General features: G+C 61.7%; 20 protein-coding genes. 8 read left to right on the forward strand and 12 right to left on the reverse strand.

Annotated features, from left to right (window positions below; all coding sequences use genetic code 11):
* Position 1 precedes the first annotated feature (1 nt).
* The 5 genes from H147_RS0104360 to rpiA form a co-directional block, all read right to left on the reverse strand.
* Complete coding sequence (locus H147_RS0104360; RefSeq protein WP_019954128.1) at positions 2-1429, reverse strand: Do family serine endopeptidase; 1428 nt, start codon at positions 1427-1429, stop codon at positions 2-4.
* Between the two features lie 212 nt (positions 1430-1641).
* Positions 1642-2595 carry a protease modulator HflC gene (hflC, locus tag H147_RS0104365; RefSeq protein ID WP_019954129.1) on the reverse strand — a complete coding sequence of 318 codons (954 nt, stop codon included), beginning with the start codon at positions 2593-2595 and terminating at the stop codon, positions 1642-1644.
* Positions 2595-3746, reverse strand: coding sequence for an FtsH protease activity modulator HflK (gene hflK, locus H147_RS0104370; protein WP_019954130.1), 1152 nt, complete (start codon positions 3744-3746; stop codon positions 2595-2597). Before hflK ends, hflC begins: the two co-directional genes overlap by 1 nt.
* 77 nt (positions 3747-3823) lie before the next feature.
* On the reverse strand, positions 3824-5260 hold the full coding sequence (locus tag H147_RS0104375) for an FAD-dependent oxidoreductase (RefSeq protein WP_019954131.1): 1437 nt from the start codon (positions 5258-5260) through the stop codon (positions 3824-3826).
* A gap of 26 nt (positions 5261-5286) precedes the next feature.
* Positions 5287-6075 carry a ribose-5-phosphate isomerase RpiA gene (gene rpiA / locus H147_RS0104380; protein WP_019954132.1) on the reverse strand — a complete coding sequence of 263 codons (789 nt, stop codon included), beginning with the start codon at positions 6073-6075 and terminating at the stop codon, positions 5287-5289.
* A gap of 161 nt (positions 6076-6236) precedes the next feature.
* Between rpiA and H147_RS0104385 the strand changes: the two genes are divergently transcribed.
* A complete protein-coding gene (locus tag H147_RS0104385) occupies positions 6237-7610 on the forward strand; it encodes an L-serine ammonia-lyase (RefSeq protein WP_019954133.1) in 1374 nt (457 codons plus the stop codon).
* An 87-nt stretch (positions 7611-7697) separates the two neighbouring features.
* Entirely contained in the window at positions 7698-8603 is a 906-nt protein-coding gene (locus H147_RS0104390) for a DMT family transporter (RefSeq protein ID WP_019954134.1), read from the forward strand.
* Here the strand turns inward: H147_RS0104390 and H147_RS0104395 are convergent.
* Positions 8545-9216: a thiamine diphosphokinase gene (locus H147_RS0104395; RefSeq protein WP_019954135.1), complete on the reverse strand. Its 672-nt coding sequence runs from the start codon at positions 9214-9216 to the stop codon at positions 8545-8547. The genes H147_RS0104390 and H147_RS0104395 overlap by 59 nt on opposite strands.
* Positions 9217-9347: 131 nt before the next feature.
* On the opposite strand from H147_RS0104395, the gene H147_RS0104400 reads away from it, so the two are divergent.
* A complete protein-coding gene (locus H147_RS0104400) occupies positions 9348-11111 on the forward strand; it encodes a hypothetical protein (protein WP_019954136.1) in 1764 nt (587 codons plus the stop codon).
* 106 nt (positions 11112-11217) lie between these two features.
* On the opposite strand, the gene H147_RS0104405 is transcribed toward H147_RS0104400, so the two are convergent.
* A complete protein-coding gene (locus H147_RS0104405) occupies positions 11218-11946 on the reverse strand; it encodes a helix-turn-helix transcriptional regulator (protein WP_019954137.1) in 729 nt (242 codons plus the stop codon).
* Between the two features lie 87 nt (positions 11947-12033).
* Here H147_RS0104405 and H147_RS0104410 point away from each other — a divergent pair, with 87 nt between their 5' ends.
* Positions 12034-12429 carry a RidA family protein gene (locus H147_RS0104410; RefSeq protein ID WP_019954138.1) on the forward strand — a complete coding sequence of 132 codons (396 nt, stop codon included), beginning with the start codon at positions 12034-12036 and terminating at the stop codon, positions 12427-12429.
* An 84-nt stretch (positions 12430-12513) separates the two neighbouring features.
* Here H147_RS0104410 and H147_RS0104415 read toward each other — a convergent pair whose 3' ends face one another.
* Both H147_RS0104415 and H147_RS0104420 read right to left on the reverse strand, forming a co-directional pair.
* Positions 12514-12747 (reverse strand): DUF2842 domain-containing protein, encoded by a 234-nt coding sequence (locus tag H147_RS0104415; protein ID WP_019954139.1) that lies wholly within the window; start codon positions 12745-12747, stop codon positions 12514-12516.
* 5 nt (positions 12748-12752) lie between these two features.
* Complete coding sequence (locus H147_RS0104420; protein ID WP_019954140.1) at positions 12753-14045, reverse strand: adenylosuccinate synthase; 1293 nt, start codon at positions 14043-14045, stop codon at positions 12753-12755.
* A gap of 134 nt (positions 14046-14179) precedes the next feature.
* On the opposite strand from H147_RS0104420, the gene H147_RS0104425 reads away from it, so the two are divergent.
* From H147_RS0104425 to pyrG, 3 genes are all read left to right on the forward strand, one after another.
* The gene (locus tag H147_RS0104425; RefSeq protein ID WP_019954141.1) at positions 14180-14578 is read left to right on the forward strand and encodes a DUF6524 family protein; all 399 of its coding nucleotides are present in this window, start codon (positions 14180-14182) and stop codon (positions 14576-14578) included.
* A gap of 94 nt (positions 14579-14672) precedes the next feature.
* Positions 14673-15023, forward strand: a complete 351-nt coding sequence (gene secG, locus H147_RS0104430; protein ID WP_019954142.1) for a preprotein translocase subunit SecG — start codon at positions 14673-14675, stop codon at positions 15021-15023.
* Positions 15024-15181: 158 nt separating this feature from the next.
* Positions 15182-16825, forward strand: coding sequence for a CTP synthase (pyrG, locus tag H147_RS0104435; protein WP_019954143.1), 1644 nt, complete (start codon positions 15182-15184; stop codon positions 16823-16825).
* Positions 16826-16832: 7 nt separating this feature from the next.
* Here the strand turns inward: pyrG and H147_RS0104440 are convergent, their stop codons facing one another.
* From H147_RS0104440 to H147_RS0104450, 3 genes are all read right to left on the reverse strand, one after another.
* A complete protein-coding gene (locus H147_RS0104440) occupies positions 16833-17447 on the reverse strand; it encodes a hypothetical protein (RefSeq protein ID WP_019954144.1) in 615 nt (204 codons plus the stop codon).
* An 11-nt stretch (positions 17448-17458) separates the two neighbouring features.
* Positions 17459-18034, reverse strand: coding sequence for a hypothetical protein (locus H147_RS0104445; protein WP_162561628.1), 576 nt, complete (start codon positions 18032-18034; stop codon positions 17459-17461).
* 246 nt (positions 18035-18280) lie between these two features.
* Complete coding sequence (locus H147_RS0104450; protein WP_019954146.1) at positions 18281-19018, reverse strand: MipA/OmpV family protein; 738 nt, start codon at positions 19016-19018, stop codon at positions 18281-18283.
* Between the two features lie 119 nt (positions 19019-19137).
* Between H147_RS0104450 and rlmJ the strand changes: the two genes are divergently transcribed.
* Positions 19138-19926 (forward strand): 23S rRNA (adenine(2030)-N(6))-methyltransferase RlmJ, encoded by a 789-nt coding sequence (gene rlmJ / locus H147_RS0104455; RefSeq protein ID WP_019954147.1) that lies wholly within the window; start codon positions 19138-19140, stop codon positions 19924-19926.
* The last annotated feature ends 3 nt before the right edge of the window (positions 19927-19929 follow it).

Genomic DNA, 19929 nt, shown 5'->3' on the forward strand with positions numbered 1-19929 from the left:
CTTATTCCTGTTCCAGCACCAGCGCCACGAACCGTGGGTCGCCCCCGCGCCGGACGAGCATCAGGATCGACGTGCGCCCCGCTTCGGTGGCAAGGTCGATCTGTTCCTGCAGATCGGCGACCGAGCCGACAGGCTGACGTGACGCTTCGGTGATCACGTCGCCTTCGATCAGGCCCTTGGACGCCGCATCGGACTCGGGCGCGATCGCTGTGATGACAAGGCCCGCGTCGACATTCAGCGAAAATTGTTCCGTCAGTTCAGGGGTGATGGGTGACAGGGTCAGACCCAGAACTTCGTCAGGTTCGGCGGCGGGCGCCTCTGGCGCAGCGGCGGGGAAAGCCACAGCTTCGGAGGTTTCACGACGTCCGAGCACGACCGTCAATTGCGCCATTTCACCATCACGCAACACCTCGACGGGGACTTCCTTGCCGACGGGCGAATTGCCGACGATGCGCACCAGTTCGCGGGTATCCTCGATCTCGATCCCGTCAAACATCAGGATGACGTCGCCAGACAACATCCCCGAATTTTCGGCGGGTCCAGCAGGCACATCCGTCACCAGCGCGCCACGCGCCCCGTCCAGCCCGTCAATCGCCGAAACCATATCAGGCGTGACGTCCTGAATGCGAACGCCCAGCCAACCACGGCGGGTCTCGCCGAATTCGATCAGCTGATCGACCACATTGGTGACGACTTCGGACGACATCGCAAAGCCGATACCGATGGACCCACCCGTGGGCGACAGGATCGCCGTGTTCACGCCGATGACCTGACCGTCCATGTTGAACAGCGGGCCGCCGGAATTGCCCCGGTTGATCGCGGCATCGGTCTGGATATAATCGTCATAGGTGCCGGAAAGCGCACGGTTGCGTGCCGAAACGATCCCGACCGAGACCGAAAAGCCCTGCCCCAGCGGGTTCCCCATCGCCATCACCCAGTCACCGACGCGGGCGCCCACGCCGTTGCTGTCACCGAAAGCAACGAACGGCAGATCGGTCGCATCGACCTTGAGCACGGCGATATCGGTGTTTGGGTCAGTGCCGATCAATTCGGCTGGCAATTCCACGCCGGAAAAGAATTCGATCAGGATTTCGTCCGCACCTTCGATGACGTGGTTGTTGGTCACGATGAACCCATCAGACGAGATGACGAACCCCGACCCGAGGGCCGAGGACCTTTGTGGTCCGCCACCGGGGCCATTGTTGAAGAAATCCTCGAAGGGCGAGCCTTCGGGCACCACACCGCGTGGCATGGTGCGTTCTGCAACCGTCGTGCTGGTCGTGATGTTAACGACAGAGGGGCTGACCAGTTCGGCCAGATCGGCAAAGCTCGGCGGTCGGTCCTGTGACAGGGCAGCGGTGGCCTGCATGACAACGAAAGACAAGGCCAGCAGAATCGCGCTGACGAATGCGGTCGTCAACCGGCGCATCTGATGGAGGTCTTTCTGAATAGCAACTGCCTTGGCTTTCACGGATCATCTCCTTGAGGATTGGGTGGGCCGCAACCGCAGCCCGGCATGATGTCTGTATCCAAGCTAGCGTACCCGTTCAGCAACGCAATCCCCCTCACCTGCAAGTGATAGCCAACAAAAAAAGGCCAGCCCAAAGGCTGGCCTTTTCGTTGTGTGTATTTGTCCGCAGATCAGCGCAGCGCGGCTTCGTCCTCGACCGGCGGCAAGACCTGCAGCGCAGCCCCCGTTTCGCCGTTCCCCGTCGACCGCAGCGATTCCGCACCTTGTGCGGACCGCAGATAGTTGAAGAACTCGCTTTCAGGCGACATCACCATCATCGTGTTCCCCCCCTGCAGCGCCCGCTGGTAGGCCGTCATCGAGCGATAGAATTCAAAGAATTCCGGGTCTTCGCCAAAGGCTGTCGCAAAGATTTCGTTGCGCAGCGCGTCGGCCTCACCCTGGATGACCTGGGCTTCGCGTTCCGCCTCGGACACAAGCTCGATCACGGTACGGTCGGCCTGCGCCTGAATCCGCTGGGCCGCTTCACGACCGCGCGCGATTTCATCGGCGGCTTCACGTTCGCGTTCGGCCTTCATCCGCTCATACGTCGCGTTGAGGTTGGATTCCGGCAGGTCCGTCCGTTTCAGACGCACATCAAGCACCTGAAGACCCAAGGCGCGGGCTTCGGTGATCGCGCCATTGCGGATGCGCAGCATCAGCGCCGCACGATCGGTGGACAGGATGTCGTTGGATGACACAGACCCCAACACTTCACGTGTGCCGGCCCGCAGGATGCTGTCCAGACGCTGGGAGGCAGCGGCAAGGCCACCGGCACCGACGGCGCGACGGAACTGTTCGACATCTTCGATGCGGAACCGCGCAAAGGCATCGACCACCAGACGGCGATCATCGGCCGGGGTGACTTCGATCGGATCAAGGTCGCGGCTGAGAATACGGTCGTCGTATTTCACCACTTCCTGGATCAGCGGGATCTTGAACCCGATGCCGGGTTCTTCCTTGACGGTCACGATCTGGCCGAATTGCAGCACCAGCGCCTTTTCGCGTTCATCCACGATAAAGATCGACGAGACGCCCAGCACGATGATGACCACGAATGCGGGAATGAGAAGAGCAGTTTTCCGCATCAGTTGTTACCTCCTGTCGCGACGGGTGTGCGCCGCATTTCGTTCAGCGGCAGGTAAGGTACGACGCCCTGACTGCCTGCGGCGCTTTCGTCCATCATGATGATGTCGACGTCGCCCAGCACACCTTCGAGCGTTTCAAGATAGATCCGCTTGCGCGTCACGTCTGGTGCCTGAATGTATTCCGCAAGAATGGCCGAGAACCGACTTGCTTCACCCAGCGCTTCGTTGACGACGCGGGCCCGATAGCCTTCGGCCTGTTCAAGCACCTGTGCCGACTGACCGCGTGCTTCGGCGACAACGCGGTTTGCGTAGGCGTCAGCGACGTTCTGCAAACGGTCGCGTTCCTGCCGCGCATCCTGCACCTGACGGAAGGCCGCGATGACGGGTTCGGGCGGATCTGCCTTGTCAAAGTTGACACGGATGACGTTCACACCGGAATTGAAGCTGTCCAGCGACGCTTGGATATCATCACGCAGACGGTCTGCAATCGCACCACGGTCCCGGTTCAGAATTGGGGCCAGTTCGGATTGCGAGATAATCTCGCGCATTGCGGATTCCGACACGGCCGCGATGGTCTGAGGCGGATCGGCAAGGCTGAACAGGTACATCTGCGGGTCGATGATGTTCCATACGATCTGGAAATCAATATCGACGATATTCTCGTCGCCGGTCAGCATCAGGCCGGGATCGCGGCGGGTTGCGCTGGCGCCGACGTCGATCGTGCGTTCGGTCGATACCGCCAGCACCTCACGGGTGATGACAGGCCAGGGCGCAAAGTTCAGGCCGGGCTCTCCGGTCTGGTGATAGCTGCCCAGAAACAATTCGACGGACCGTTCTTCGGGCCGGACTGTGTAGAACGAGGCGAACAGCCACAGGGCCACAAGCGCGAGGATACCAAGCCCCACCGTCCCGCGGGTCAGTTGCGGTCCTTGACCGCCGCCTTCGCCGCCGGGCCCACGCGGCCCGCCGCGACCGCCGCCGCCCATCAGGACGCGCAATTGCTCGCGGCCCTTGTTCACCAATTCATCAATTTCGGGGATATTGGGTCCGTCATTGCCGGGCCTGCGGCCACCGCCGCGATTGCGGTCGTCGTCGCCGTTCCCGCCCTTGTTGCCGCCACCGCCCCACGGGCCTCCTGAATTTCCTGCCATCGTTTCCCTATGCTTCCTTTCCGTCTTACCCGGCGTGCCGGATGCTCGTTCGACATGTGTGTCCTTCCGGCGCGAATTCAAGCGCTGCGGACGGGGTCCTTCATCGTCACAAGTTCTTCCGCCATTGTTGGATGAACAGCGACAGTGCGGTCAAAGTCCTCTTTTGTCGCGCCCATCCTGATCGCGATTGCGGCAAGCTGGATCATTTCGCCCGCGTGGTCTGCGACGATATGACAGCCCAGAACCTTGCGGGTTTCACGGCTGACGACCAGTTTCATCATGACACGATCCGTCCGACCCGCAAAGGCATGGTTCATCGGCTTGAACGAGGTGCAATAAATCTCGACCGGCTCGATCTCGCGTGCTGCTTCTTCGGTCAGGCCGATCGTGCCCATTTCGGGCTGGGTAAAGATGGCCGACGGGATCAGGTCGTGATCGACCTTGGTCGGGTTGCCCTTGAAGACGGTTTCGACAAAGGCCATGCCTTCGCGGATCGCGACAGGGGTCAGCTGCACGCGGTTCGTCACGTCACCGATCGCGTAGATGGATGGCACGCCGGTCTGGCTGTAATCATCGACCAATATTTCCCCGCGCCGCCCGATCTGGACGCCCGCATCCTGCAGCCCCATGTTTTCGGTATTGGGTGCGCGACCGGTGGCGAACATCACCTGATCGAAGATGGCTTCTTTGCCATTGGTGGCCTTGACCCAGATCCCCTTTGACGGCCTGCCGGACGGGACCGACACAGGCTTGCCTTCTTCGACCGGCGCGCTCATCCCGTCGTCCTGAAGATCGTCGTCCGTCGCGGCGCGCATTTCGACGATGTTCGTTCCCAGATGCAGATTGACGCCTTTTTCGCGCATCCCTTCGGCGACAAGACCGCGCGCCTCGTCATCAAAGCCACGCAGGATCTGTGCGCCGCGATAGAATTGCGTCACCTTCACGCCTAGCCCGTTCAGGATGCCCGCGAATTCCGACGCGATATAGCCACCGCCGATGATCAGGATCGACTTTGGCAGGTCATCGAGCAGAAAGACGTCATTCGAGGTGATCCCAAGTTCCGCCCCCGGAATGTCAGGCACGACAGGCCGACCGCCCGTCGCGATCAGGATATGTTTCGCCGTCACCGTCCGGCCCGTGGACAGCGCGACGGTGTGCGCATCCTCGAGGCTGGCGCGCGCATCGCAGATTTCGACACCGGAAGTGTCCAGCAATTTGCGATAGATGCCTTCCAGCCGGTCGAGTTCCTTGTGCAGATGCGTGCGGAACTTTGGCCAGTCGAACGGCCCGTCGGTGACGTCCCAGCCGTAGGCGCGGGCATCGTCGAACATCTCGGCATAGGTCGAAGCGAAAACCATCAGTTTCTTGGGCACGCAGCCACGGATGACGCAGGTGCCGCCCATGCGGAATTCTTCGGCCAGGGCCACCTTGGCGCCTGTCGCCGCGGCCACGCGCGCCGCCCTGACACCGCCGGAGCCGCCGCCGATGACGAAAAGATCATAGTCAAAAGTCATATCAAGTCCTTGGGTCGGTGCAGGGGTCAGGTCGCCAGATCGGCGAACAGGTTGTCATCGTCCTGCACATCGAACTGCATCACGTCGCTGGTGTCGTTAGTGATGTCGCGTACTTCTACCTTGCCACTGCCGTGACCCACGATCACAACATCGCAGATGTCGATAAACAATCCGTTTTCCACCACGCCGGGGATCTGGTTCAGCACCATCGCCAACTGACGCGGATTGCCGATCCGCCGCAGGTGCAGATCGAGGATGAAATTGCCTTCGTCGGTGACATAGGGCGCATCGCCCTGCATCCGCTGGATCACGTCGCGGCCAAGCACATCGGCGCCGATCAGCGTTTCCTCGATCAGGCCGCGCGTGGTCTGCATCCCGAAAGGCAGCACCTCGACCGGCAGGGGAAAGGCCCCCAATGTGGCCACCTTCTTGGAGGCATCCGCGATCACGATCATCCGGTCGCTGGCGGTCGCCACGATCTTTTCGCGCAGATGCGCGCCGCCGCCGCCTTTGATCAGGTTCAGATTGTCGTCATATTCGTCGGTGCCGTCGATGGTCAGATCCAGCCATTTCGCCTCGTCCAGCGTGATGATCTCGATCCCCACATCGCGGGCCAGTTTCGCGGTGCGTGTCGATGTCGGCACGCCCTTGATCTGCAAGCCGTGGTCGCGCACCAATTCGCCCAGACATTGCACCAGCCACGCGGCGGTGGACCCCGTGCCCAGACCGACCTTCATGCCCGATTGCACATATTCGGTCGCCTGTTTGGCCGCGACGAATTTGGCGGTGTCGATGGGGGACAGTTCGATGGTCATGGCACGCCTCCGGTTTTGTTGCGCTCTTATAAGCAGTTTGCCGCCGGGGTGCGAGACCACAAATGCCCCGCTGCCGCAACCCGCAGGGCGGCTGTCGCTTTTGGGGGATGGGCCGCGCGCGAAAACCGCTAGCAAGATGCGACCTCAGCAAAGGTGCCGCGATGTTCCTGTCCGTCTTCGATATGTTCAAGGTCGGCATCGGGCCGTCATCATCCCATACGATCGGCCCGATGGTCGCGGCCGCACGGTTTCTGGACCATCTGCGCGCCTTGCCCTTCCGTGTGACGGGGCTGCGTGCGTCGCTGCATGGCTCGCTGGCCTTTACGGGCGTCGGCCATGCGACGGACCGCGCGGTGATCCTTGGGCTCGCAGGCATGCGCGCGGATGATTACGACGCGACACGGGCCGAGGCCGAGCTTGCCCGCATCAAGGCAGAGCACACCATCGCCCCAGAAGGTCTGGGCGTGCTGCGGTTCGATCCCTCCGCCGATCTACTGTTCGATTACGGCCCCGCCCTGCCCGGCCATGCCAATGGGCTGATCCTGTCGGGCACCGATGCGCAGGGCGACGTGATCACGCAAGTAACCTATTATTCCATCGGCGGCGGTTTTGTTCTGACGGCGGATGAACTGGCCGCAGGGCGCGACACCGACGCTGGCCCCGCCGTCCCCTATCCGTTCCGCACCGCGGCCGAGATGTTGCAGATGGCGCAGGCAAGCGGGCTGAGCATCGCCGCGATGAAACGCGCCAACGAGTTGACACGCATATCCGCCGCCGATCTCGACCGTGGCCTTGCGCGGATCTGGGAGGTGATGACCGCCTGCATCGACCGTGGGCTGGCGACCGACGGTATCCTGCCAGGGGGATTGTCTGTGCGCAGGCGGGCAAAGGGGATCTATGCCGCGCTGATGGCCGAACGCGGGCTGAACATGACCGCACCCCATACGATCAATGATTACATGTCCACCTATGCGATGGCCGTGAACGAGGAAAACGCCGCCGGCGGGCAGGTCGTGACTGCCCCCACCAATGGCGCCGCCGGTGTCGTGCCTGCGACGATCCGCTATTGGCTCGACCATGTGCCGGGGGCAGCGCCGTCCCGCGTCGGGGATTTCCTGCTGACGGCGGCGGCGGTGGGCGGGCTGATCAAGACCAATGCCTCGATTTCGGGTGCGGAATGCGGCTGTCAGGCCGAAGTCGGCAGCGCCGCCGCGATGGCCGCCGCAGGGCTGGCGGCCGTGCTGGGGGGAACGCCGGAACAGGTGGAAAACGCGGCTGAAATCGCGCTGGAGCATCACCTCGGAATGACCTGCGATCCGGTCAAGGGGCTGGTGCAGGTGCCCTGCATCGAACGCAACGGGCTGGGGGCCATCAAGGCGGTGTCGGCGGCGTCACTGGCGCTGCGCGGCGATGGCCAGCATCTGGTCGCACTCGATGTCGCGATCGAAACGATGCGCCAGACAGGGGCCGATATGAGCGTGAAATACAAGGAAACGGCGCTGGGTGGGCTGGCCGTGAATGTCCCCAATTGCTAGGCAATCGGGGAGGCGCGCCGCGCGGGGATATTTCGGCTCGGAAGATGATCCGTTGTCTTGCCAGCGGACGCGGGCTAGCCTGAGGGCATGACCACTGACCGGCCTTTTCTGGGCGTCCTTTTGATGCTGGCCTTTTGCGTGCTGGCCCCTTTGGGCGACAGCATGGCCAAGCTTCTGGGCGGGGTCGTGGCGCTGGGGGTGCTGGTGTTCGCGCGCTTTGCCGTGCAGGCGGTGATGCTTGTCCCGCTGGTCTGGGCAGGCGGGCAAAGCCTGCGGCTGCCGCGCGGTTTGCTGGGGCTGACACTGCTGCGCACGGCATTGCATATCACGGGGATCGGGCTGATGTTTTCGGCGCTGCGTTATCTGCCTTTGGCCGACGCGCTGGCAATTGCCTTTGTCATGCCCTTCATCATGCTGATCCTCGGCCATTTCTTCATGGGCGAGGAGGTCGGCCGCCAGCGCATGGCGGCCTGTGCAGTGGGGTTTATCGGCACGCTTTTGGTGATCCAGCCCAATTTCGTCGATGTCGGCGCGCCCGCGCTGCTGCCTTTGGGCGTCGCACTGGTATTTGCACTGTTCATGATGGTGACGCGCCGCGTGGCGCGCGCGCTTGATCCGATCCGGTTGCAGGCGATCAGCGGGGTGCAGGCGGTGCTTTTGCTGGGGCCTGTGCTGCTGCTGATGCCCGCCACACGCGGCGATGTCGCACTGGACGCGACGGGCTGGGGGTTGCTGCTGGCCTTGCGCGTGATCGGCACGCTGGCGCATCTGTTCATGACATGGAGCCTGCGGTTCGCACCCGCCTCGACACTCGCGCCGATGCAATATCTGGAGATTCCGATTGGCACCGCCTTTGGCTGGCTGATCTTTTCCGATCTGCCCAACGGGCTGGCCGCTGTCGGGATATGTGTCACCGTGGCGGCGGGGCTCTACATCATCCTGCGCGAACGTCGCCTGTCACGACAGCATGCAGATGCGCCTGCGGCAGTGTGACCAGAAGCGGGCCCTGTGCTGTGATCCGCACCGTGCCGCCTGTCGCCATATTCGACGCGCTGGTGCGTCCGACAGGATGCAGCGCCCAATCGCTGAAGGGCCATGCCACACCAGATACCGACGCCCGCACATCGCCCAGCGGCATCAGCGACACCCGCGTGCCTGCGGGCAGGTGGATGGTGCTGTCGCCCTGCGGCGCCAGATAGGAGACATCATCGGCATCGACCAGCAACACCGGCCTGCCGGGGATCCGCGCCATCACATTGAGCACAGCGAGCGTGTGATCCAACCTGCCACCGGTAAAGCCCAGCGCGATGATCTGTGGCGCGTCCACCCGCGACAGGGCCTTTTCAAAATCGGTCGTTTCCTGTTCGGGGATATGCCACAGACAGTCGGAAAATGTGGCGCGGGCCTGTGCTGTCAGGCTGTCGAGATCGCCGATCACGGCGAGCGGCGCAACCGCGCGCGCCAGCAGGTGATCCGCACCGCCATCCACGCCGACAAAGCCTTCCACGAAGGGCGCAACGGCGGCAAAGACCGCATCCGACACCGGCGCGCCTCCGACAAGACAGATTGCCCTGTTGCTGGAAACAATACTTTGATGCATCATCATATTCGGCCCAATTCACAAACATTCCCCAAAACGGTCACATTCTGATCCCCAAAGCAGGGACAATGTGATAGGAACACATCTCCGCTGCATGCTGTCGGACACCTGCGGACCAACGACGAAAGACCACGCCAATGACCGATAAGACCCAGATCCTTGATGTCACATATGGCACGTTCTCCTGCCGTCTAGAAGGTTTCGACGACAGCGTTGAGACGATGAAGCTGGTGGTCGGGTATTTCCACGAACTCGCCGGGCATGACCGCTTCCTGAACACTGCGCTGATTGCGCCGGACATGGACACGCTGGCCCGCTTGACGGGCGATCAGTCGGACGGCGACGTCGACGCAGAGATGGACGACGGCAAGCTGAGCCTGCGCCTGCGCGAGACCGCCGACACCACCAACGAGCGCCGGACGCCACTGCGGCTGACACCGGAACCGGCTGCCGAGGCCGAGACCTATGATGATGACGCCGATGAAGTTGAGGACATCGCTGATCCTGATATCGCCGACATCGCCGCCGATGAAGACGACGAGCGACCACTTTATGCCGAAAGCGTTTCGGCGAAACTTGATCGTATTCGCGCCGTTGTAGGCCGCGGGCATGTGCCCGAAACAACCGACAACTATTCCGAAGACCTCACCGAGGAAGACGCGATTGCGCCGCGCAGCGGCGTCAACCCCCTGGCCCAGCGTCTGGCGGAGCTGGCCAAGCGTAATTCGGATCTTGCCGCAATCGAAGCAGGGATCGCACCTGCGCCGTTGTCTGCGGCCGAGCCTGACGAAACCGAAAACTGGGACGAGGCCGATTTCGAGGATGAGCAGGACCTCGCCGATCTGGCGGCGCTTGATGGCGAGGAGGCCGAGGATCTTGTCGCACCAACCGATCTGGAAAGCGATGACGACATGACGGACGCGGTCGCTGAGGCCGCAGCAGAGGCAGAGGCAGAAGCCGAAGCCGACGAGACCCCGATGGTCCTGACCAATCCCGAAACCGCGCTGCTGGACGCAGATGACTACGAGGATGAGGACGACGAGGACCTGCATCTGGCCAATCTGGTCGCGGATGACGATCTGGACCTGCATGAAGAGGTCGCCGAGGTCGAGCGCGAAATCGAGGATCGCAACAGACGCCATGAATTGTCGCGCACCGCCGATGCTGCCGTCAGCCGAATTCTGTCGCATACCGATGCCGAACTGAACCAGCCCGAACGCCGTCGCCAACAGGACGCCTTTGCGCAGCTCAAGGCAGCCGTCGCCGCAACCGAGGCCGCGCGCCAATTGGGCGACGATGGCGGCCCGAAACGGCGCCCGAGCGAGGTGTATCGTCACGATCTGGGCGAATTCGAGGCCGAGGACGACATCGAGGACGTGCGGGCCGATCAGGACGAGACCGACGATATTGCGGAAATCGACGAACCGTCCGCGCCCGACGCAGCCGCACAAGACACGCGCGCAGACACAACGCCTCCGGCATCGGCCCGGCCCGCTGCCACCTTGCGCCTGGTTGCTTCACAGCGTGCGGATGAACCAGCCCAGGCGGTAGACCCGGCATCCCAGCGCCTGCGCCAGATCGCGGCCAAGGTGGATACAGCCGGTGCGCGTGTGGTCGGTTTTGCCGAATTCGCCGACGACCATGCCGCCACCGACCTCGAGGACATGATCGAAGCGGGGGCGGCCTATATCACCTTTCTGCTTGCCGAGGACGATTTCTCGCGGCCTCAGGTGATGAAACTGGTGCAGACCCTGACCGAGGACGAGATTTCCCGCGAAGACGGGCTGCGGTGTTTCGGTCGCTTGCTACGGCAGAACCGGATCATCAAGCTGGATAACGGCCGCTTTCAGGTGGCACCCGGCACCCGGTTCCGGCCTGACGACCTGACAGCGCGCGGCTGATGCCGCGGGCTCGCCGCCAAGGCGCGGTGGGGTCCTTTTTCAATGACAATGCTGTCGCGCACCACCGAGGCCTGACGCGGATGACAGCGCGGTGCGTGGATGATTGTTACGCAAAACGCTTTTGCAATTCGCTGTAAGGGCAGACGTCGTCTTCAAAAGGCACGTGGCGGCGGCGAAATCTTGTTCCCGCAACAGCCTCTGGCTGGCCGATCCGGTCCATGCGGAAGTGACGAAAACCCTCGCGCTTGAGGTCCCATCCGACAAGATACCAAAGCGGCGGCAGGATAAGGATGGCCTGCGGTTCGACCTCGCGCTGCGTCTGCTTACCCGTCGCATCGCGATAATCAAAGCGGATGAATGTGCGGTCAAGAAAAGCTGTTTCGAAAGCCGGTAGCAGGTCGCGGTCCATCGTGCCCATGTCCGACAGGTTCTGACTTGGCGAAAGCTGACCGATGTGCAGACAGCCGAGAAAGGCGCGCAAGTCTTTCACCTTGTCGGCAGGCAGCGATTTTTCGATCTTGGCCAGCCCGGCATCCGCAAGTTCCGAGAACGGCAGGTTACCAGCCGCGCGCATGGCGGCAACGCTGATCAGCAAGGCGAAAACTTCAGGCACAGAGAGCTTGGCCGTCGTTTGCATCGACTGCGGATCGAGCTGAAGCCCGCCACCCCGACCGACGTCGGAGTGGATCACATAGCCCTGGTCCCGCAGCGCAATGATGTCACGCAACACGGTGCGGCGCGAGGTGCCGACCTCTTGCGCCAACCTGTTGATCGTCGATGTCCCATTGCGGCGGAGCGTGCGCACGATGGCGTCTTGTCTGAGGCGAACATTCATGGACTCACCTTACCATGAAAGGTGCCATATTTTGGCACTTTTTCGATCTACACGGTTTTCAGGAACACAAAACAGGAGACTTTCAATATGGAACGGAAAGCTGTGAACCCTTGGGATTGGTCGGTCAAGCTGGGCTACAATCAGGCAGAGATCATCAGCGGGGCGACCCGTCAGGTGATCTGCGCGGGCCAAACCAGCGTGGACAGTGACGGGACACCACAACATCCCGACGACATGCGTGGCCAGATCGGCGTTGCGCTCGACAATCTCGAGGCGGTTCTGAAGGCCGCGGGCATGGACCTGAGCAATGTCGTGAGGCTCGGCGTTTATGCAACCGACGTCGATGAAGCGCTCAAAAACTTTGATCTGCTGGGCATGCGGTTCGGTGCGCATCGGGTGGCCCCGCCGATGACCCTCCTGGGGGTGACACGTCTCGCGGCGCCCGGACTGCTGTTCGAGATTGAGGCGACGGCGATGGCCTGACAAACAACAAGCAGCCGTTTGCCGTATAGTCCTTCGTGGCCCGCGCCAATGGACGAAAAAGGCCAGCGCGGGAGTCTGTCTTGGCTAGTTGCGGTCGCGGGGTTCGGGGTCGGGCTGGCCGATCCCCTTGAACACCCATTTCAGTGGAAACGCCCACCCGATCCCAAGTGCGACATAGACGACAAGCTCGATCCACAACGGCAAGCGGATCGCATCGGTCATCATGTTGCTCATGATCGTGACGGCAAAGACGATATAGACAGGCAGGCCGATCACCAGCACGAAAAGGGCAAGTCGTTTGCGGTTCTTGTAGGTCATCGGCCTCAGTCAGCGAAAGGATCTGTCACGAGGATCGTGTCCTCGCGTTCGGGTGAAGTGGAAACTAGGGCGACCGGGCAATCGATCAACTCTTCGATGCGGCGGACGTATTTGATCGCCTGCGCGGGCAGGTCGGCCCAGGACCGCGCGCCTTCGGTGGATTGCGACCAACCTTCGATTTCCTCGTAGATCGGGGTGCAGCGCGCCTGTTGGTCGGCGGCGGTGGGCAGATAGTCCAGCCGTTCGCCGTCCAGATCGTAGCCCACGCAGATTTTCAGCACGTCGAAACCGTCCAGCACATCGAGTTTGGTCAGCGCAATGCCGTTGACGCCCGACGTCGCACAGGTCTGGCGCAGCAGGCAGGCATCGAACCAGCCGCAACGGCGCTTGCGCCCGGTGGTGGTGCCGAATTCGTGGCCGCGTGTGCCAAGGCGTTCGCCGTCGGCATCCAGCAGTTCGGTCGGGAACGGGCCTTCGCCGACGCGGGTGGTATAGGCCTTGACGATGCCCAGCACGAAATCAATTGCGCCCGGCCCCATGCCGACGCCCGTCGCCGCCTGCCCTGCGATCACGTTCGACGACGTGACATAGGGATAGGTGCCGAAATCGATGTCGAGCAGCGCGCCTTGCGCCCCTTCGAACAGGATGCGTTTGCCCGCCTTGCGCTTTTCGTTGAGCACCTTCCAGACGGGCTTGGCGTAGGGCAGCAGCTTCGGCGCGATCTCACGCAGCTGCTGCAACACGCCGTCGCGGTCGATCGGGTCGAGGCCGAGCCCACGGCGCAGCGCATCGTGATGCACTAGCGCGCGATCAAGCCGCAGTTCCAGCGTCGCATCATCCGCAAGATCGGCGACGCGGATCACGCGGCGGCCGACCTTGTCCTCATAGCACGGGCCGATGCCGCGCCCCGTCGTGCCGATCTTGGCGACGGAATTGTGGTTTTCGCGGGCGCGGTCGAGTTCGCCGTGGAAAGGCAGGATCAGCGGGGTGTTTTCGGCCACCATCAGCGTCTCGGGCGTAATTTCGACGCCTTGGGCGCGCAGAGTCTCAATTTCCTTGAGCAGATGCCACGGGTCGAGCACCACGCCGTTGCCGATCACACTCAGCTTGCCCGCGCGCACCACACCCGAAGGCAGTGCATGCAGCTTGTAGACCGTCCCGTCGATGACAAGCGTGTGGCCTGCATTGTGTCCGCCCTGAAAGCGGGCGATGACATCGGCCCGTTCGGACAGCCAGTCCACAATCTTGCCTTTGCCTTCATCGCCCCACTGGGCACCGACGACCACCACATTTGCCATAGAACTGTCCTTTCGTGACCCGACGCCTCCTATAGCGATGCGGGCGCAGGCGCGAAACCGGAAAGTTGCGCCGTAGCGCTGGACAGCGCCCCACGCGGGCGGCATGGTCTGGGCGGACAAAGGAAAGGCCGACAATGGGTTTCATCATCCGCTGGATCTTCGCGTTCGGCCTGCTCGCACTGACCTACAACCCGACCGAGTGGAACTTCGTCCGCTGGGGCATGACGCACTACGACACGCAACTGCCGCTGACGGTTCTGGCAGGGCTGATCCTGCTGGTGGGCTACATCATCTATCTGCGCGCGACGCTGCGATCGATCGGGGTGTTCGGGATGGTGCTGATTACCGCCGTCGTCGGCACGACCATCTGGGTGCTGTTCGATCAGGGGCTGATCAGCCTGTCTGACCCGACCGTGAACACGTGGCTCGCCATCCTGACCCTGTCGCTGGTGCTGGCCATCGGGCTGAGCTGGTCCATCGTGCGGCGCAAGCTGAGCGGCCAGGCCGATGTCGATGATGTGGATGAACCGTGACTCCCTGCCGACGCTGTGAAAAGACAACAGGGGTTGCGGGGGGCGCTGTCTGCTTTTAGATACGCGCCAGTGCGCAAGCCCCGAAAGGCAAGAAATGGAAAACGTCGTCCTCATCATCCACCTGATCCTGGCGCTCAGCCTGATCGGTACCGTTCTGTTGCAGCGGTCCGAAGGTGGTGGCTTGGGGATGGGCGGCGGTGGCGGCACGGCGAACAGCCGCCCGCCTGCGTCGGCGATCAGCAAATTCACATGGATGCTGGCCGTGGCTTTCATCGCGACCTCGATCACCCTGACCTTGATCGCGGCTGGCAACACGGCGGGATCATCGGTGGCTGACCGCGTCGGCGGTGCGGACCTGAGCGCGCCTGTCTCGGTCCCCGACCTTGGCGAAAGCCTGTTGCCGCCGTCTCCGGCGGAAGAACCCTTGCTGCCAGCGGGCGACTGACCACAAGACATGGCTGGCCTGCAACGGTCGGCAACATGATCTTGCGTCACGAGGTTGCGTAACCGCACCGAATCCACTATGGGTCAAACCCCGTGATGATGCGATTTTAACGGGTCGCTTTCCCACTTATTCTGGACTTTTCACGGGGGCAGCCGCCTATGGCACGTTACATTTTCATCACTGGCGGCGTTGTGTCTTCCTTGGGCAAGGGGCTGGCCTCGGCCGCCCTTGGGGCGCTGTTGCAGGCGCGCGGGTTCTCGGTCCGGCTGCGCAAGCTGGACCCTTACCTGAACGTCGATCCGGGCACGATGTCGCCGTTCGAACATGGCGAGGTGTTCGTCACCGATGATGGGGCGGAAACCGATCTCGACCTTGGCCATTACGAACGCTTTACCGGCGTGCCTGCGCGAAAGACGGATTCGGTCAGTTCGGGGCGCATCTATTCCACTGTTCTCGAAAAGGAACGGCGTGGCGACTATCTGGGCAAGACGATCCAGGTCGTCCCGCACGTCACCAACGAGATCAAGGAATTCCTGAAGATCGGCGAAGACGAGGTCGATTTCATGCTCTGCGAGATCGGCGGCACAGTCGGCGATATCGAGGGCCTGCCGTTCTTCGAAGCGATCCGCCAATTTTCACATGATAAGAAGCGCGGTCAATGCATCTTCATGCACCTGACGCTGCTGCCCTATCTGGCCGCCAGCGGCGAATTGAAGACCAAGCCGACCCAACACAGCGTCAAGGAACTGCAATCCATCGGGATCGCGCCCGACATCCTTGTCTGCCGATCCGAACATCCGATCCCCGAAAAGGAACGCGAAAAAATCGCGCTGTTCTGCAACGTGCGGAAGGAAGCTGTCGTCGCGGCCTATGATCTGAAATCGATCTACGAGGCCCCGCTCGCCTATCACGAACAGGGGCTGGACCAAGCGGTGCTGGATGCCTTCGACATCTCCCCCGCCCCTGCCCCGAACCTCGCGATGTGGCATGACGTCCACGACCGCATCCACAACCCCGAAGGCCATGTGAAAGTCGCTATCGTCGGGAAATATACCCAGTTGGAAGACGCCTATAAATCCATCGCCGAGGCCCTGACCCATGGCGGCATGGCCAACCGCGTCAAGGTCAAGATCGAATGGGTCGATGCGGAATTGTTCGACCGTGAGGACGCCGCACCCTATCTGGAAGGCTACCACGCCATTCTGGTCCCCGGCGGCTTTGGCGAACGCGGTACCGAGGGCAAGATCAAGGCGGCGCAATTCGCCCGCGAAAAGAACATCCCCTATCTGGGCATTTGCCTTGGCATGCAAATGGCCGTGATCGAGGCCGCGCGCAACGTGGCCGGCCTGTCCAAGGCAGGTTCCGAGGAATTCGACCACGAGGCAGGCGGCAAGCGCTTCGAACCTGTGGTCTATCACCTCAAGGAATGGGTGCAGGGCAACCATACCGTCGCGCGCAAGGCCGATGACGACAAAGGTGGCACGATGCGCCTCGGTGCCTATACCGCCAGTCTGAAGGACGGCTCGAAGGTCGCAGAGATATATGGCACCACCACGATCGAGGAACGCCACCGCCACCGTTACGAGGTGGACACAAAATACCGCGAGCGGCTCGAAAACGCAGGGCTGATGTTCTCGGGCATGTCCCCTGACGGCAAACTGCCCGAGATCGTGGAATGGAAAGGCCATCCGTGGTTCATCGGCGTGCAGTTCCACCCCGAGTTGAAGTCGAAACCCTTTGCGCCGCACCCGCTGTTTGCAGATTTCGTGCGCGCGGCGGTGGAGATGTCGCGGTTGGTGTGAGGAGCACCTACTGCGAGTTCACCGAAGCCAGTGCCGCATCCCTGTAGCATTGCGGCATCGAAATGGTCTCTGGCCTTGCTTCGGGGGACATGCGCACCTCACCATACCGATAGGTCAGTTCCCTTGCTGCGCGGGCGGACGATGCATATTCCTGTAGCGTGATGACAGGCTCCCACCGGCCTTGGTTGCGGATCAACTGATCCAGTCGGCCCAAAGCGCCCGACGCAAGGCAGATGTTCACGCTGTCAGTGCAATGCATGGCGCAACTGTTCAAGATTGGCTGAAGGTCATAGGACCGTCCGGCATCTTCAAAGATAAATGATCCCAGAGTGTCAAGGTCGGCGTCGCTGATGATTAAGTCGGCGCGCGACCCGCGCCAGAAGGCGGACCTGACCATATCAATAAAGCGCTGTAGGTCTTGGTCGGGTGGGGGCAGCAACTCTTGGTTAGCGTCCTGTGCAAAAGAGAACATGACCGAGGCTATCCGTAAAGCTGCCCACTCGCCATCTGCCAGCGCATGCAAAAAGCTGTCTCGTTCTTGCGCAGTCCACGGCATCCCGTCCCAACTGGCGATCAGCGCGTCGCGCCTCTCCGGATCATTTAAATGAGGATAGTAGATCATAGCCTGATCAGTCAGACGGACCCCCACATATGTGACCGGATCGTCGGGTCATCCCCAAACTGGCTTTCGATGAATTTCATCGCCGGAATGTCGATCTCAGGTCGGGTTGAATGAAAGCCAGACAAGCCCCGCGTTTGGTCGATAAGCGGTTCAGTCAGCCCCGCATCCAGCAGCATTTGCGCGCCGGATATCCACTCTTCTGGCGTCGTCGCGTCTGTCATGCGTTGATGTGCCTCACCCAGGAGGTCGAGTGTCGCTGTGTCACGGTAAACACTGAGGGAAGAGACAGGTTGACCCTGATCAGGCAGCAGCAAAGCCCGCCGTTCTTCCCTGCTCATGTCCAGAAAATCGATATGCCCAAACCTGCGATCAATCGTATTCACTAACCCCCTCGCCGCGGAGTTCCCCTCTGCTGCGATTGTTGCCAGCGCAACCAGTGCGTCAGTCGACTCCTCCGCATGCAGCCAGGCCAATGCGGCAGCACGCAGATCGGGATTAACCGCGCTCAGAGTTTGCTCTGCCTGAGCGACGAGGCTACAGATACCCAGCACGACGGCAGTCAAGAAAAGATATTTCTTAGATTGCACTCTTGATTCCACTGCAACTTCAAGTGTTGAGACCTACTGTGCCGTGCCGAGACCTTCGGTGCAATCAATACCGCGCAAACACGTCAGCCTTAACAATCCCACGCCTGACACCAAGAAGGCACGATACGCAACTTTTTTGAAGTCCCCAGCGCCGTCCGACCAACACTGCTATCACCGCGTTCCTTTGTCGGGCGCTGGCAGGCGGCAGGAGGGGCGTGGCCGTCAGGGGTCACGCGCCTCTGGCCGTCAAAACCCGAACGACACCCGCCGTGTCACCACAAGGCTGACGCTGGTCTGATCCTTGCGCTGCACAATAGGGCTGCCCGCGGCATCGCCTTGCAATTCCTCGTAGAGGACCCTGCCGACCACGCCCCAGTCGGGTGTCGCCTGATAGGTCAGGCTCGCGGCAAGTCCGGCACGGACCAAGCCTGCGCCCGCGTCGTATTGCGCGAAAGCACTGACGTTGCTTTCCGCCTCGGTCACACCGAAATAGGTTTGCGCATAATCTTCGCTGCCCCAAAGCGCGCGCGGACCGGCGCGCAATTCCCATTGCGACCCCAGCGGCTGGATGAAATCGATCCCGAAATCTGCAACCACGCTGTCATGCCCGCCAAATCCGTTGCGCAGATTGGCGAAGGCGTCGAAATTCTGGCCGACGTACCGCAGCCCGCCGCCCAATTCGATGGCGGCGTCGATATCGGTCAATCCCTGCAATTCGCTGTGATCCACCGCCTCTCGCGCGGCGATATAGCGCAACGAACCACCAAAGCTGAACCCGGCCCCCGCGCCACTGCCCACCGACAGTCCGTTGAAATCCAGCTGATCAAGCGCAAAACTGCCGGTCGGCCCAACATCGTTGCTGTCGGCGCCGAAATAGGACGGAGCCGATTGCACGCCAAGGCCGATGGTCAACCCGATCTCGTTTTCGGATTGCGCCAAGGCCAAAGTGGGACAGCACAGGGCCACGATGAAAATGCCACGCATAGTTTACCTTTCGTAAATGCCTCATCCTCGGATAAACGACCCAAGCCCAGAGGCGAGCGGCTTGGCACGACCATCACACAAGGATAGGCACGGATCAGCCCAAGCAAAGGTTTCATGTCATGCTGTCCTATCAACATGCGTATCACGCCGGCAACCTCGCAGATGTGCAAAAACACAGCCTGCTTGCGTGGATGCTCGATTATCTGACCCAAAAGGACAAACCCCTGTCCTATCTGGAAACCCATGCCGGACGCGGGCTTTATGATCTGACCGATGACGCCGCCGTCAAAACCGGCGAGGCGGCGAAGGGGATCGCCGTCGCCGCCGACTGGTTCGCGCCGGATCATCCTTACCGGGCCGTGCTCGGACGTATCCGGGCGAAATATGGCACGCAGGCCTATCCCGGATCACCATTGGTTGCCGCGGAAATGCTGCGCCCGGTGGACAGCATCCATCTGGCCGAACTGCACCCGCAGGAATACGCGGCCCTTGCCATCACGATGGCGCCATATGGCGGCGTGTTCCGCCAGCGCGACGGATTCGAGATGGCGCTGTCGCTGTCCCCGCCAGATCCGCGCCGGGGGCTGATGCTGGTCGATCCCAGTTTCGAGGTGAAGGCGGATTACGACACGATCCCACCACTTCTGGCCAAGGTGCATCGCAAATGGGGCGTGGGCGTTCTGGTGCTGTGGTATCCGGTCCTGACCGATGGTCCGCACAAGCCGATGCTGCGCGCCTTGCAGGACGCATTCCCCGAAGGATTCCGGCATGAAGTGACATTTCCCCCGGCCCGCCCGGGGCATCGCATGGTCGGCTCTGGCCTCTTCGTGGTGAACCCGCCGTACGGGCTCCAGCACGAGGCCGCGCGCCTGTCAGCGATGTTCCGCCAGCACCTCATGCAGAATTGATGT

This window comes from Yoonia vestfoldensis DSM 16212 (assembly GCF_000382265.1).
GTDB classification, from domain to species: Bacteria; Pseudomonadota; Alphaproteobacteria; order Rhodobacterales; family Rhodobacteraceae; genus Yoonia; species Yoonia vestfoldensis.